General features: G+C 59.0%; 11 protein-coding genes and 2 pseudogenes. 8 read left to right on the top strand and 5 right to left on the bottom strand.

Going from position 1 to position 14,141, the window contains the following annotated elements:
• Window positions 1-720: 720 nt before the first annotated feature.
• Window positions 721-1,086: pseudogene (locus RX329_RS38015) on the bottom strand (RMD1 family protein); the annotation flags it as partial.
• 373 nt (window positions 1,087-1,459) lie between these two features.
• Here RX329_RS38015 and RX329_RS38010 point away from each other — a divergent pair.
• Both RX329_RS38010 and RX329_RS38005 read left to right on the top strand, forming a co-directional pair.
• The gene (locus RX329_RS38010) at window positions 1,460-2,212 is read left to right on the top strand and encodes an energy-coupling factor ABC transporter permease (RefSeq protein ID WP_317245380.1); all 753 of its coding nucleotides are present in this window, start codon (window positions 1,460-1,462) and stop codon (window positions 2,210-2,212) included.
• Window positions 2,213-2,645: 433 nt separating this feature from the next.
• Window positions 2,646-3,167: a thermonuclease family protein gene (locus tag RX329_RS38005; RefSeq protein WP_007605661.1), complete on the top strand. Its 522-nt coding sequence runs from the start codon at window positions 2,646-2,648 to the stop codon at window positions 3,165-3,167.
• A gap of 671 nt (window positions 3,168-3,838) precedes the next feature.
• Here the strand turns inward: RX329_RS38005 and sugE are convergent.
• Window positions 3,839-4,153 (bottom strand): quaternary ammonium compound efflux SMR transporter SugE, encoded by a 315-nt coding sequence (gene sugE, locus RX329_RS38000; RefSeq protein ID WP_317245379.1) that lies wholly within the window; start codon window positions 4,151-4,153, stop codon window positions 3,839-3,841.
• A 91-nt stretch (window positions 4,154-4,244) separates the two neighbouring features.
• Complete coding sequence (locus tag RX329_RS37995) at window positions 4,245-5,117, bottom strand: radical SAM/SPASM domain-containing protein (RefSeq protein ID WP_245329445.1); 873 nt, start codon at window positions 5,115-5,117, stop codon at window positions 4,245-4,247.
• An 859-nt stretch (window positions 5,118-5,976) separates the two neighbouring features.
• On the opposite strand from RX329_RS37995, the gene RX329_RS37990 reads away from it, so the two are divergent.
• A complete protein-coding gene (locus RX329_RS37990; protein WP_317245378.1) occupies window positions 5,977-6,225 on the top strand; it encodes a hypothetical protein in 249 nt (82 codons plus the stop codon).
• A 74-nt stretch (window positions 6,226-6,299) separates the two neighbouring features.
• Here RX329_RS37990 and RX329_RS37985 read toward each other — a convergent pair.
• Together RX329_RS37985 and RX329_RS37980 are read right to left on the bottom strand one after the other, a co-directional pair.
• Window positions 6,300-7,296, bottom strand: a pseudogene (locus RX329_RS37985) (IS3 family transposase); the annotation flags it as partial.
• Between the two features lie 127 nt (window positions 7,297-7,423).
• Window positions 7,424-8,089 (bottom strand): hypothetical protein, encoded by a 666-nt coding sequence (locus tag RX329_RS37980; RefSeq protein ID WP_317245377.1) that lies wholly within the window; start codon window positions 8,087-8,089, stop codon window positions 7,424-7,426.
• Between the two features lie 659 nt (window positions 8,090-8,748).
• Between RX329_RS37980 and RX329_RS37975 the strand changes: the two genes are divergently transcribed.
• The 5 genes from RX329_RS37975 (at window position 8,749) to RX329_RS37955 (ending at window position 13,775) form a co-directional block, all read left to right on the top strand.
• Window positions 8,749-9,831: a hypothetical protein gene (locus RX329_RS37975; protein WP_317245376.1), complete on the top strand. Its 1,083-nt coding sequence runs from the start codon at window positions 8,749-8,751 to the stop codon at window positions 9,829-9,831.
• Window positions 9,832-9,835: 4 nt separating this feature from the next.
• The gene (locus tag RX329_RS37970) at window positions 9,836-10,510 is read left to right on the top strand and encodes a M12 family metallopeptidase (RefSeq protein WP_317245375.1); all 675 of its coding nucleotides are present in this window, start codon (window positions 9,836-9,838) and stop codon (window positions 10,508-10,510) included.
• Between the two features lie 20 nt (window positions 10,511-10,530).
• Window positions 10,531-11,685: a serine protease gene (locus tag RX329_RS37965; protein ID WP_317245374.1), complete on the top strand. Its 1,155-nt coding sequence runs from the start codon at window positions 10,531-10,533 to the stop codon at window positions 11,683-11,685.
• 11 nt (window positions 11,686-11,696) lie between these two features.
• Window positions 11,697-13,043, top strand: coding sequence for an alpha/beta hydrolase (locus RX329_RS37960; protein WP_317245373.1), 1,347 nt, complete (start codon window positions 11,697-11,699; stop codon window positions 13,041-13,043).
• 372 nt (window positions 13,044-13,415) lie between these two features.
• Window positions 13,416-13,775 (top strand): LysR family transcriptional regulator, encoded by a 360-nt coding sequence (locus tag RX329_RS37955; protein ID WP_317245372.1) that lies wholly within the window; start codon window positions 13,416-13,418, stop codon window positions 13,773-13,775.
• The last annotated feature ends 366 nt before the right edge of the window (window positions 13,776-14,141 follow it).

Genomic DNA, 14,141 nt, shown 5'->3' with positions numbered 1-14,141 from the left:
AATTCGCGGCGCAGTTCCTTGTCGTCCGTTTTTCGCTGACGCGGAGCTGCCATGCACGCTCCATGGGAGTCCCGAGCGCGTATAGCTCGGCGACCGTCGCGTTAGTCAACCCGAGGACCGCGGTTCGGAGCTTTCATGTTCAGTTGTAGCACGCGCGGTGCGCTGCGCTCCTCGATCCTGGAGCCTTTCGCTAACAGCCAAGCAAGGGAAATCACCGAAGGAGACGTCGACCGAGCCGCGGCGATGTGTCAAAGCGGCGAAAGGCGATCGCTCATAGCGAGGCGCTCTGGTGAAATCGACCGTCCTTGTTCCGGTCATCACTGGCCGCGCGCTGGCGAACGACGGGGGAAGGGCAAGTATTCCGCGAGCTACTCGGCAACAGCGGACAAGCTCAGTGGCGGTCCGCCGCAAACTGACAAAGGGTCTTCTCGGGTCACGCTGGATCGTCGGGGTGAACGCTCTGCCGCGCGTCTGCCATACACTCATGATCGTTGATCGATTTCCGGAGAATTGCGCCGGAAGTCGCCTCGCCTATTTGCTGGGTCGCGAGCCGCACCGGGATTTCGTCGAACCTCGCGTGCACGAGCACGGCGAAGGCTTGGCCAAAACACGCCGCCGCGTGCGCCGAACAGCGTGTTCCGCGCAACTACCGGGCCTGATACGTTAGTAGGCCCGCTCAGACGCCAGGAAAGCGCCTCGCGTGCTGTGACCAGCCGCACTTCACTGAGCTGCTGCAACAGTCTGACCGCATCCGATCGCAACTTCCATCGCGATCAGCACGACTATAACCCTCCAGACGCGGCGAGCGCCGTGTCTCGATGATGCCCGTCGGCGCGTTGGCCGTTCCGGAGATGGCCCGCAGTTTGCGCTGGAGCATCTCAAGCCGCTCCTTCAATTCGTATCCGTCTTTCATGCGCGAATAGAGCCGCTCCAGCGCCGGCTTGTCCCGGAGTGCGTCGGGCTTCTCGGCAATGGCTGCGCGGCCCGCCACACGCTGCTGGACCAGGAGCGCATCGCCGATCAGCTGGAGAATGCCCTTGGGTCCTCGCGCGGTCGGCCGCGCTCGGCTAGTTCGCGTGCGAAGGGTGTCTTCGCGCCGGCGGCCGCAGGATTTCCGATTCAAGGAGGGAGGTAGAACGATTGTTCGAAACGGCACAGGTTGAGCAAAGACGGGGCACCCATGTGTGTCCAATTTCATCCAGAGTATGTCAGCTAACTCACACGGCGAGCCTTGCGGGGACGGAACGTTTCAATGCGCAACCAGAGGCTTAAGCGCGGTGGCGGGGGTGGCATAGCTGTTGCTATTGAAGTCCCGCAGACCGAGCGGAGGCTATGTCCACACCCGGTCCGACATGGCGGAAGCAGGACGTTAGCGGTCGACCCAGGTGCGGAAACTGAAATGCCGTTTCGAGCGGTCTCCACACAAGGCCCGAGTAAAAAGGCAAGAGGGACCTGGACCATGCATATCGAACCGGGAATAGTAACAGGCGCCAAGCTTGTGTTGAGCTACGCCATAGGCCTTGCGACGTGCTGCGTCGCCGCCAAGCTTCTGGTCGAGGCTATGCGCGAGCGGGGCGCTCTGTCATTTGCCCTGCAAGCCATCGCCGCGACGCTTGTGTTCATGTTCTTCGAGATCCTGCCGCACTTTGCGGTTGGCGTCTCCGAGGTGCGCTTCGTCCACGGCTCGATGCTGTTTCTGTTGTTCGGCGCGGCGGCGGCTGCGTTTGGTCTTGCGCTCGGCCTGTTGCTGGAAAACATACTCTTTGTTCCGGCCGACCTGCCGCAATTTGGTATGAATGCCACGACGCTTCTGGTGCCGTTGTTTGCGATGCAGGCGCTCGCCAGTCGGCTCATCCCGTCCAACACCGCGCATCGCGATCTGCAGTACAGCAAGGCGCTTGCCCTCTCGACGGCGTATCAGTCTGGTATCGTTGTCTGCGTCACGTTTTGGGCCCTCTACGGCGCGGGCTTCGGCGCCGCCAATCTCTATAACATCGCATGGTTCGGGGGTTGCTACGCACTTATGTCCCTGGTCCAGCTAGAGGTTGAGATGGCTGTGCTGGCGCTCGCGAAACAAGTTGGGCGGCGTGACTGCGGGCGGAGTTGTCGCGAACCGCCTGTAGAAGGCATGTTGCCGTTGATAACAACGATGGCCTTCGGAGCGCCCGTTTTGCTCAAGCGATGCATACGCTTTCCCTTACAGTTGCCGTGAGCAGCGACCGCGGACGGCGCGTGCTTGCTGCTATCGGTGCCAGAAAGGCGGCCGAGCTTATGCTCATTTCGGACAAGGCCACCGGGAAATCTTATCACGCCGACTTGCGGCCGGCCGTCTGCACCTGCCTCGTCGCTAATCAGCGGACGCGCACGACGGAGTGCGTCCTGCCGGTGCGCGATGCAGCCGAGGCGGACTGCCGCAATGACGTGGAGCACGGGCCCGGTTCGCTCAGCGCAGCAGCCGGGTCGCACAGCATCGCGGGCGAGGTTGGAGGTGAGGGGAGGGGTGCGCTGCTGATTCAGGAGGAATCATCTGTCGAGCGATCTTACCTACGGAACATTAGCACTGCTGCGATCGAGCGCCTTTGGCCACTTGGCAGCGCTCTGCTGCGCTCGTCGGGAATGGTTGCGGTCCGACAAAGAAAATCGCCATGCCAGGCTTGATCGTGGTGTTGACCATGCTCGCACTGTTCAGCATCGTCCTGGCCGGCGGGCTGACGGGGCCGGCAAAGGTCATCAGCACCGACACCCTTGAAATCAACAGAACACGCGTTCGACTCTGGGGCATTGACGCGCCGGATGAGACCCAAATGTGCCGAGATATCAAGGGCAATCCATATCAATGTGGCCTCAGGGCCGCGCGCGATCTTGAAAGCTTCGTTGAAGATCGCGAAGTCAGTTGCGTGCCAGTCCTGGAGGATGAGTGTGGACGGACGATAGCGACCTGTTCAGCTGGTGGCACCGATATTGGAGAATGGTTGGTGCGCAACGGTCTCGTGCTCGATTGGAAGCAATACTCCAGGGGACGATACTATGCTGCGCAACGCGCGGCCGATCGTGCCGGGCTGGGCTTATGGGCGGGCAGCTTTGCCGTACCTTGGTTATATCGAGCCTGCATTCGGTTGGGTGGTCGACCAGCCAGCTGTTCTGACGACGCGAACGCACATCCTTGATGGCTACCCCTACACCAGAATACGCGGTTGCTCCGCGTGAGGTGACAGTCACGGGCGAGCTGGCTCGATCGGGAGTGAGTCAAGCTCACCACTGCCGCCCAACCATGCTCAACGAGTAGGATGGTCTCGTACTCTTGGGCGGGATGGTCGGAAGCAGTTCGGAGCAAATGAAGACGCTCTGCCGATCATATCGTTCTGTGATGCATCTTCTCCCCTGCAGCTCCGTAGGGCAGTATCGTATGACTCGGGCAAGCGAACTTTCTTAGCCGGCGCCCCGGAGCATCAGCGGCATACCTGGGATCCATTACTGTTCTATTCGTATTCGCGAGTTCGGTGGCGAATTGTTCGTGCCGCTCCGCGTGGTACATCGGGCCAGACGCCATGGCCGTGGGCACGCCGGTTGCCGATGGGCGTATCGTCCTCACCATGGGCGTTCGCGTTGCGACACTGAGGCTAGCGGTCAACGGGTCTCGGCCCAGAGGGACTGCATCGGCATCTGGTTCACGGCGACTTTCTTCGGCCACAGTATCACCGGGGCCGTTGTCGGCGCAGCGCCCTCGGCGGTGCGCTGGAACGCGCCCAGCTCAATTGTCCATGCCGGACAATCACGGCGGCAAGTCTCCGATCCTTGCGGCGTTGACCTAGTGGGGTCAATGCTTTCGACGTTTTCGTCAGGACACGAGCTTCAGCCCGACAATGCCGGCCACGATCAGTCCGATGCTGGCAAAGCGAAACGCGGCGGCCGGCTCCCCGAACAGGATGATGCCGAGCGCCGCGGTGCCGACCGCGCCGATGCCGGTCCAGACCGCATAGGCAGTTCCAATGGGCAGCGTCTTCAGAGCGAGGCCGAGCAGGGTCACGCTGCCAGCCATGGCCACGAGCGTGAGCACGGACGGAACGAGCTTGGTAAAGCCCTCGGTGTATTTGAGGCCAATTGCCCAGGCGACTTCCAGGAGGCCGGCGACCAACAAAATGCTCCAGGCCATGCCGACCTCCGTTCATGGCGGGGTCGTCCCCGCGGCTGATGTGATGATGAGCGGCAAGGCCGTCCTCGCCTGGGCTCCCGATTCGTTTCGATCAGTCAGGGTCAACTGCTCTCAAGGATGAGCATTCCGACCTCAGTGGCTCGGCGAATTCACATGTTCGACAAAGCAGAAAACCGTCCGCGCCGTTCATGCGACTGGCAATCTTGCCAAATGTCGCCCCTTCGAAGAGATCCTTGTGTCTGTCGCGGAGAAGGTTGCCCAGAACGTGCCGTCGCTCAAAATCCATGCAGCAGAAAGTAACGTCGCCGTTTGGGAGAAGAACATTCCGATATTGCCGTTCGTCAGGACATGTCAGCGCTCCAACGATTGGCTGTCTTGCTTCAACCATCCTAAGCTCGCCGCTCGCAGGCCTGCTGCGCGGGGGACGCGAGCGAACGAGCGCTTCGTCAGGTATTATGTCGACTAGTTCGGGATGCACCTCGCCCATGACTATGAAGAGCAGTGACGAAATGCCGGCATCAACAAGTTGACGCATCAAATCGACATAGTTGCGCCTGACGAGACCACTGTCCATATGCGTGCCGTCGTCAAAAACGTGCACCAGGAAACCGCGGAACTGCAACGCACGCAAGCGTCTTAGATCCCGCCCATTCATTCCTACGAGGGTTGTGAAAATCCGGATTCCATGGCCGCACGCGTAGGCATGCTCAACCATTTCGGTGCAAGCCGGATTGAGCCAAGGCTCCGAATACCCGGAAAAGCTGATGTCCACAGTTGCTGGTACGCGGGCCAGGCATCGCTTGAAATCTTGCAAAGAAAGATGCTTCACGTCGGATATAGCTCTTTGCCGTTCGGCGAACTTGTCCTGCGGGCAATAAGAACATCCGACGACACAGCCCGTTGTCGTGGTTACCTCCAAGACCCTGCCGCCACTAATTGCAGAGCGCAGCTCCTGTGCAGTCATCGATTGTATATTATCCACGTCCGCGCTCCGCCATTGGGAACAAAGAGATCTTGAGGGGGCACCCTCGCATTGCATCCCTCATGTCGGTTCGCTCATGCATCATCCTCGGTTCGTCGCCCATCACCGCAACACTTCACCTTCGCAAGCCGCGGCCGCGATAGATGAAGACAGCGCCGACGGCTCACTCACCCTAGCGCCCCCAGTCCAGCAGGATCCGGTGGCTGCCGAGTGCACATGCATCGACGGCATCGATCTAACCTCTCGCTTATTCCAACAAGCATCACTCATGCCATTGCCGGTATTGTCCATAAGCCGACACACCCGCGATAACTGTCTTCGCAATGGCACAACGGAGGCGCAACTGCGATCGAAAGCGTACAATATGACGCTATGTACGATTTAAGCTCTCTCGAAATGAGTTGAATCGCAGCCTTCCTATGAAATGTGAGGCCGTTGCCGCCGCCCCAAGGGCCAAGTCATCATCATCGACGTGCATCGGGATCGGCCGCGCGAAGTGCCGACTGGGAATGCACTTTGCCGCAGTCAACAGTGCGAATTCTTTACCACCACTTCATGCACCAAGTCGTGAATCTCAATAGTTGGAAACGCTATACGAGGGAACGGCGTCGTCATGCTCTTCGTATGCTCGGGAGGGCGGCTGGATAAATATCCGGGCGCCAGGGCTACGGTCGGACTTGCGAGGCGTCTTCTCGATGATGGGTCCAGAACAGGAGTGGGGCCGCGCTGGCCTTGCGTACGAATGTTCCGCCCTACGGGCTTCCGACTTTTCTAAACCGCTGGAGCAAGTCGGCGGCGCTAGTAGGGCACGGGCGACTTCACCTACATCTACGGTATCGCGATGAGCAGTTTCACGGTTGGCTCGGGCGCGGTTCGCTCATCGTCTTTCACGGGGGATCAGTTCACCGACAACCTCATTGCGGTGTTCATCGGACAAAACTCGAGTGGCACGCGCAATTTCGCTTCGACTCCGAGCATCCTGCCGACCTTGATGCGCTTCTCGCTCGGTGTCGCGTACAACGACATCCTCAACCGACTTCGATATCCTTGGCTTCGCTTAAAAGCCTCTTTGTCTCGCCCAGTCGCTTGAAGTCAGGTTGAGCTGGTCCCGGTTGTCTGAACAGAATCTGCGCATCGATAAGTGGAGCGCGTCTGCCGGGGGTATGCTGCCAGGCGGAGCGGCAGCGAGGTGAAGTAGGCTTGATCGGGCGTGCTGCCGTCAAGACTCGAATGGGGACGTCTACTGTTATAAAAGTCGAGATATCGGCCGATCGAATTGCGCGCCTCGTTGACGCTATCATAGGCCCGTAGGTACACCTCCTCGTATTTGAGGCTGCGCCATGGCCGCTCGACGAACAGGTTGTCCCGCCATGCGCCCTTGCCGTCCATGCTGATCGCGATGCCGTTGTCGGCGAGCACGCCGGTAAAAGCCTGTCCGGTGAACTGGGAGCCCTGATCCGTATTGAAGATGTCCGGCTTGCCGTGACGAGCCAAGGCATCCTCCAGCGTCTCGACGCAGAAGGCTGCTTCCATGGTGATCGACAGCCGCCACGACAGAACCCGGCGTGTTGCCCAGTCCAGCACCACGGCGAGATAGACGAACCCACTCGCCATCGGGATGTAGGTGATGTCCATCGCCCAGACCTGGTTCGGCCGTGTGATCTCCATGCCGCGCAGCAGATACGGATGGATCTTGTGGCCGGGCTCGGGTTTAGTGGTGCGCGGACGGCGATAGAGCGCCTCTATCCCCATCCGCCGCATCAGCGTCTTGACATGCCGGCGGCCGATCTTGCACCCCTCGGCAGCCAGCAGGCCTCTCAACATTCGCGAACCGGCGAAAGGGAACTCCAGATGCAGCCAGTCGAGACGCCGCATGATCGCGAGATCGGCGTCCGGCACCGGACGCGGCAGGTAATAAACGCTGCCGCGTCTTGGCGTGCAGCGACTTCACGTCGATCGCAGGCGCGGCAGGCGACATGCTCCCAGAGCCGAAGACCCCGGAAGCGCCACCCTCCAACTGCGCCTTCCACGCCGTAATCTGATTGGGGTGGACGTCGAACTGCTCGGCAAGCTGAGCTATCGTCCGGTCGCCCTTGACGGCGGCAAGCGCCACCTTCGCCTTGAACGCCGGTGTGTGGTTCCGGCGCGATCGTCTGTTCATGGTCTCTCCTGTTCACGGCGATTATCGCCGCGTTTCAGGCAGAAACTCCACTTATCGTCTTGTTCAAATTTGCGGAGCCGGCTCTTTTCGCAGACGTCACAGAAATCCAGGCAAATGGCGACCCCCATCAAAGCACCTTCGGTGGCCAGGACACATACACGGTCACCCGCAGTGATGTTTTCCGTTCCCCAACCATCGTGCGCGTAGGGGCGATCTTGTCGTAGATCAGGCGCTCCTCTCCATAGCCGTTGTAGATCCGGGCTCGGTTCACGATCCCATGGTCGGTTGTCTCGTGCCAGGTCCCTGGAATTAGAATTTCGGGAGCTTCCAGCTCGTCCGTAATGTCGCGATCTCGAACGAGCTTGAGGATGTGCTCGCGCAATTCCGGCGAGACGGTTAACTCGGGCCACACAATCGCGATGCAGTTCTCCTTCAGAGCCTGATCGATCTGCTGAGAAATGGTGTCCTCAGCTGACGGTGCGTTAGTGCCAGAGATGATGAAGCGCTTATCGCACTCTGTTGAACAGAGCTCCGGCTGGAGCTCTAGTGCCTTGAACAGGCAAGCGCCCACCTTCCACTCACTCGCATCCGATGCGGTACTATGCAATGTGCGAGTATCCACGACCTTCACCGGGTAGCCCTTTATCACTGAGGGCAGGATCCGATGAAAGAGCAGGCCCCGTTTCGAGTAGGCTTGCAGCCTTCGAGCCGGACGCAATGCGCTCACGCCCTGCCGCGGAATGAACCAGCATCTAAGCTGCTCGACGTGCCACTCACTCGGCTGATCGGCCAATGAGACCGCCGATCAGCAAGCGCGCGATCAAGTTCCCGTATCAGGCCGCCCATTCTTACGGCTGCCAGTTCAGCCGTCTCGTAGGATAGCGACCACGAGAGATGGCCATCTCCTATTGAGCCGGTGAAGCTCTCTCGTGCGTCCTCGATTCGCTTTTCTGTAAGATTTCGGTAGGCCTTGTGCACGCTTCCGGGAGCATTCCGAAACAGCGCGTCGAGCTCAATCAGAGCTTTCCTGAGATCATCCCGACTGGCATTCGTGATTAGCTCCTGTCGTTCGGCAAGCTCCCGCGCCTCTTTCTTCCAGGCATCAAAAAATTCTTCCAGGCATCAAAAACTGACGTTTCGGCTCGGTTGTCCACGCGCCCAGGCAAAATTTTCGTCCCAATCACCACCACCAATATATTCCATCGATAGGCGTGCGCCGACCAATTTGCAATTGGCCCGACCAGTTGCTCACACTTCATCGCCGGTGCCGAGCCGCCACAACCGAGCCGCTTTCGCAGAAGTGTACGGCCGCAGTGAAAACCTGCGCAAAATCCTGCGGGGACAACGAAAAGCTGCATTGTTGTCACGATGCTATTGACGAACCCATGCGGACTGTTGTTCAATGTGCACGGGAGATCCGCGGTGCTCAGGCACGCGGACGGGGGCGTTCATATGGGGATATTCAGCCGAGCCGCGGCTGGCATTGGCATCTGCCTTGCCGTGAGCGGGTGCACCAGCCTGTATCATATTCATGACCCGCAGACAGGTGTGATCACGGCGGGTGAGCTGCCGTACTTTCTCAAGTCGATCAGGTGTGAGGTCGTGACTTTCTACCAGCTCGAACGCGAGAGGCGAAAGGAATACCTGAAGATCTACAAGAGGCGGCCTGAAGAGGCGTTCGATAGGTACGCTCATTTTGACATCGACCCCTTCCTGTACGGCACATTCTTTCTGGAGTTGAAGGTGACCGATACCGGCGGGCTCGGATCCGGTACGGCATTCGACTACAAAAGGATTCTGAGCGTGAGCAGTAATGACGTGACCCATGTGGGTCCCACTGCTTCAGCCCAGGATACCTATGACCTGATCTGGTCATTTCTGATGAAGCAGAACGCCCAGCTAGCTTCCAATACGGCGCCGGCGCCGGCGGATCCAGCAAGGTATGAGCGTGGCTGCTATCGAGGAGCGCCTGCGGACTTGATCGAACTCGAGGGCCTCGCCGAGCATAAATATCCGGAGCGCGCCGCCTACAAGCGTATCATTGTCGATGCATCCAAGCCGCTCGCAGCTTGGTTACGGGACAACGCGATCCTCATAGCCGCCAACAATCTCACGCCGGCCATGCCTTCGGAGAGCGCGGAGCCGGCGCAAATGACGTACACGTTTTCAGTCCAGGTTACTGGCGGCGTCGAGGCAAAATACTCTCTCACTTCTTCGCGCTGGACGCCTGCCTCAGTCCAGGCCTCGGCCTCCGCTCAGCAGTTCAGTAATCTCGGAATCTACATCAACGGTCCGAATGCCGTCCTTGCTAACGGAGCCAAATCCGGGTCCGCCGGCTATGCGGACAAAACGCCGCCGCTTGGATCAAAGGACAATCCAATTTACACGGCACCCTCGCCGGGAGGAGAAAAGTCGCAGGAATTCCAAGGAGGAGCCGGGTCCACCGGGCGCCGTACGGGCGCTGGGCCTCGGACAAATGGTTTCATTGTGGCGCCAGTTCCTGTGTTCCCGCCGACCCCTACACCGACGCAGTAGGAAAATGTTTCGCCTGTGGCTGCCCAGATTCGCTCTGTTGCTCGTTCTCTTGTTCTGCTGGGCGGCGAACGCTCAACCTGCGCTTCCTTCGGGCGTCTCCGAAATGGAATTGTACGGCACGGTCATCCGCGGCTCGAAATGGGACATCAAAGAGATACCGGTCTGCTGGGAAAACCTGCAGCCGAAGGATCAAAAGTATGCCGATCTTGTTCGAAAAGCGGTTGCGGAAACGTGGGAGACTGCGGCGCAAGGTGGCGTGTGGTTTGCGAAGACTTGGCCGTCCTGTACGGGCGGCGCGCCAGGTGTGCACGTGCGGGTCGCTGATGAAGGCGCCCACACCGACATCATCGGAAAGTATCTCGACGGCAAGCCATCGGGCATGACTCTCAATTTCAGTTTCGATCATTGGAGCAAAGGCTGTCGCCATAGACGCGCGTTCTGCATCCGTGCGGTTGCAGTCCACGAGTTCGGACATGCTCTTGGTTTCACGCATGAACAGAACCGCGACGATGCGCCGGAGCAGTGCCGCAACGAGAAAGCTTCTGGCTCGGTCGGCGATTATAAAGTCACCAAGTACGACCCCAATTCCATAATGAACTATTGTAATCCAGCATGGAACGGAAACGGACAGCTCAGCCCTCTCGATATCGCCGCTGTCAGGACATTCTATCCGTCCTGACACTCGGTCTTTTGGTATCCATGAGCGCTCCCGCGCAGGCGGATCGCGCGGCAGTGCAAATTGCAGCGCGTTACAACGTCAGGACGGTTCACGTCCAGTTCGTTGGCGTGATGTACAACGACAAGCAGGAAGTCGGCGGCGGCTCCGGGCTGCTCATCGGCGACAGCCTCGTGCTGACCAACAGTCATGTGATCGGACGCGAGGGGAACTATAAGAGCTTCGAAGTCAATGCCCGTCTCGGGTCGCGCAATGCGAACCCGATCAAGGTCACTGCGGTTCATCGCGACGATGCCAGAGACTTGGCTCTTCTCGAGCTGTCGCAGCCCGCCGGAAACAGCGGAGGCGCCTCTCGTTGTCCGATGCCCGTGATCGATGACAACCAGCAAGCCCCGATGGGGACTCAGCTTTATCTGCTCGGTTATCCGCTCGATCTGGATCTGAGCATATCGAGCGGTCTGATAAGCAACCAGACTAGCCCGAACGGTCGCTGGCAAACGAACACGATCATGAACGTCGGCAACAGCGGCGGCCCCGCATTCAACGAGTTCGGCGCCCTGCTGGGGATCGCAGTTGGCGGCATCGTCAAGTGGAACGAGGCGGATGTTGTTGGCGTCAACTTCATCATTCCCGCCACCGTGATTGCTGCAAGCCCTCTGTACAGCATGATCGCGGCCATTCCAAAGCCTTCTGTTTGCTGGACCAAGTGGGTCGAGACAACGATCTCTTTTGAGAACTGGACGAAACTGAATTCCACGCATGTGCAGACGCAAGCCAATGCCGGTGTGAAGATCCCCGAAATCCTCTCCGGAGCGATCCATACGCTTCTGCCCGAAGACCGCCGCCTCATCGTGAACATCCCGGTGTCGCAGCTCGTCGACCCGAAGCTGATCGAGCGGGCGTATACGGTAGACAAAACCAAGGACGATCACCCGGTCGTATTTGCGGAGCATTCGGCGGACTATGCCGAGATTTTCCCGGCTGAGCCCGGCTACCGCATCACAGGGTGCACGTGGCACGTTGAGACCGCCAATGGTGCCAGCAATATCGGTTGCGCGATCAACGGCGGCGGGGCGGAGGTTCGCTTCACCTACAGGCTTACCAGCGGACCTGCTGTCGACAGGTATCGCGGATGGCTGGGCGCTACGGTCAACGTTTCCCAAACCCTTGCAAAGTAGGTAGCTGATCGATGGTCATGCTCGTCTTGCCAATTCGAGGTTCGAACCGGTTGCATCGGCTCGGCCAGGCCTTCCAGCAGCTTCGAACAGTGCTCATTGTCTTGTTTTGCGCGCTCGCGACCGGTTGCGCCCACCAGGGTCCGGCCTCGCAGCAGGCCAACCGGCATATACAGAAGGCGCCCCAGAAACATGAGAGCGCGTTCAAAAAATACGGCTATCGCTATGGCCCCGGGTACTACCACCATGTCCGGCACTATCATGCCTACCGCCCTTTGCGGCAGACAACCGGTGAGGCGAGCGAGGAAGCGCCTCCCGACAAACGCAGCACCGGAGCCGAGGTGGTGGTCAATAGACCGGTGATTAAGGGGTTGGTACCCGTCTACTTCGCCACCAATCGCGTGGTGACGGGTGGGTCCGGTCTGGAATTGACCCAGATCTCCTATAGTCGTGCGGCCACCAACACATTTGGCCGCGTGACGGTTAGCATTCCCATCGTTCACAAGATGGGAGAAGTCGAAACGCCGAAGACAAGCTGGTTCGGGATGCGCAAGGAGGCGGAGGCCGATGGAAAGCATTTCCGAATCCAGAAGCTCGATCGTCTTTCCCGTGAGGATTTTGCTTCCGCTATCGCAAATCCGGCCGACAGCCTGATGCTCTTTGTGCACGGCTACAACGTTGCCTTTTCCGACGCAGCCTTCAAGGCGGCTCAAATTGCTTTCGACGCGAACTACAAAGGCCGTGTCATGATGTACTCCTGGCCGTCCAAGGGCGGAGTGAAGGACTATGACTACGATCGGGAGAGTGCTTTGTACGCTCCGGATGGCTTGTTCGATCTCCTCCAGCTCATTAAATCGGCGGGCAAAGTCTCACGGATTATCGTGATTGCCCATAGTCTGGGCAGCGAGGTTGTTTTGGGCGCCTTGCAGCAAGCCGCGCTGAGCCAGACGGCGCTCGGGATTACTGAATTGATTTTTGCGGCCCCGGACGTGGATCGCGACATTTATCTTCAGCGCGCGAGCCAAATCAAGGCAGCGGCGGGCGCGGTGACGTTATACGCGTCCTCGACGGATCTCGCGTTGCTCGCCTCCATGGAGAAAGCGCAATCCACGTCGCGAATGGGGTTCGTAACCAAGAGCGGGCCAACTCTCGTGCCCGGTATCGAAACGGTCGATGTTTCTGCTGTGGGAAGCGAAATGTTTGCTCTAAATCACAGTACGTACTCAACCAGCCGCGCGGTTCTCGATGACATAGGCCGGATCATCTCGTCTTCGACGCATCTTAAACCCCCGCAGCGGACCCCGACCCTGCGATCGATGCCCGACGATTCGAATACGACTTATTGGATGTATCCATATTAAGAATCGCTCTTCGGCTGTTTGCAGAGTTGTGGGCCACAAACCTGGCAGATGTGTGCGCGTTCAACGCGAAAAATAGAACGCACGGAGGCGAAAACTGATCGATTGAGGGCGGATGTGGTTTCTCAATCAGCGGGTCCCAGGTTCGAGTCTGGTGCGCCCATCAAAATAACGGGCGGCAGTTACTGGCGCGCCATTGGCTCGAGTCACGTCTGAGTTCGGCGTGTCGAATAATTTGCCTTGCGGAAAGCGGCAACCAAACTCGTAGGTCTCTTTTCCGATATGTGCCAAAACTGGGTCGGCTGCTCCAGCTAGAGATTTTCGCCAAGACCGCCGAGCTCGGCAGCCTGTCCAAGGGCTGCGGACATTCGGCGGATGTCGAACGCGGCCGCGAGCCGACACCTGAGCGGACTTGAGGAGCGGTTCGCGGTGCGGCTGATCGAGCGCAACATGCGCCGGCAATGGCTGACCGAGGCAGGGCAGGATTTGTTGCAGCGTTGCAGCCCGCTCCTGAACGACGCCAAAGCCGAGGATGGCGTGAGGGACCGCACGCCGTCGCCCAAGCGCATGCTGCGCGTTACGAGTTCGCTGTCGTTTGCGATGATCTACATGGCGCCGATGCTGCCCGCATTTCGCAAGCTCTACCCTAAGCTCGACGTCCAGATCATCGCGGCCAACCGCTGTCCCGATTTCATCGAGCCCCGGGTCTCCCTCCGGCGAGGGCCGCCTTGTTGAATTAGTCCAATTGGCGCGTAGCAGTCCTTATGGACAGCCATAAGCCAGTACTCAGCTTGGGAAGCTGGACGGTATCGAGCTAAATCAATCTCTTACGCGCAAAACTGCCCTTAACTGCCATGAGCGGCATCAATGGGGTGCGGCCACAAAACAAAACGATGATGGGCCACCCGACCCCTACAAAATGCGAAGCCCCGCCATCCTGGCAGATGACGAGGCCAAATCTTCGCAGAGCAGTTCCACGATCAACAATTCTACATCTGCTGCTGATCTCCCGCAAGCAGCGGTCGAAACGCTGGGTGTCGAGGCTTCTGGCCTCTATGCTCAATTCGCATCATGCGAGAGTGCGAAACAGCTAGACGCCAA

Source organism: Bradyrhizobium sp. BWC-3-1 (assembly GCF_032917965.1).
Lineage (GTDB): Bacteria > Pseudomonadota > Alphaproteobacteria > Rhizobiales > Xanthobacteraceae > Bradyrhizobium > Bradyrhizobium canariense_D.
This window is presented reverse-complemented; position numbering and strand designations above follow the sequence as displayed.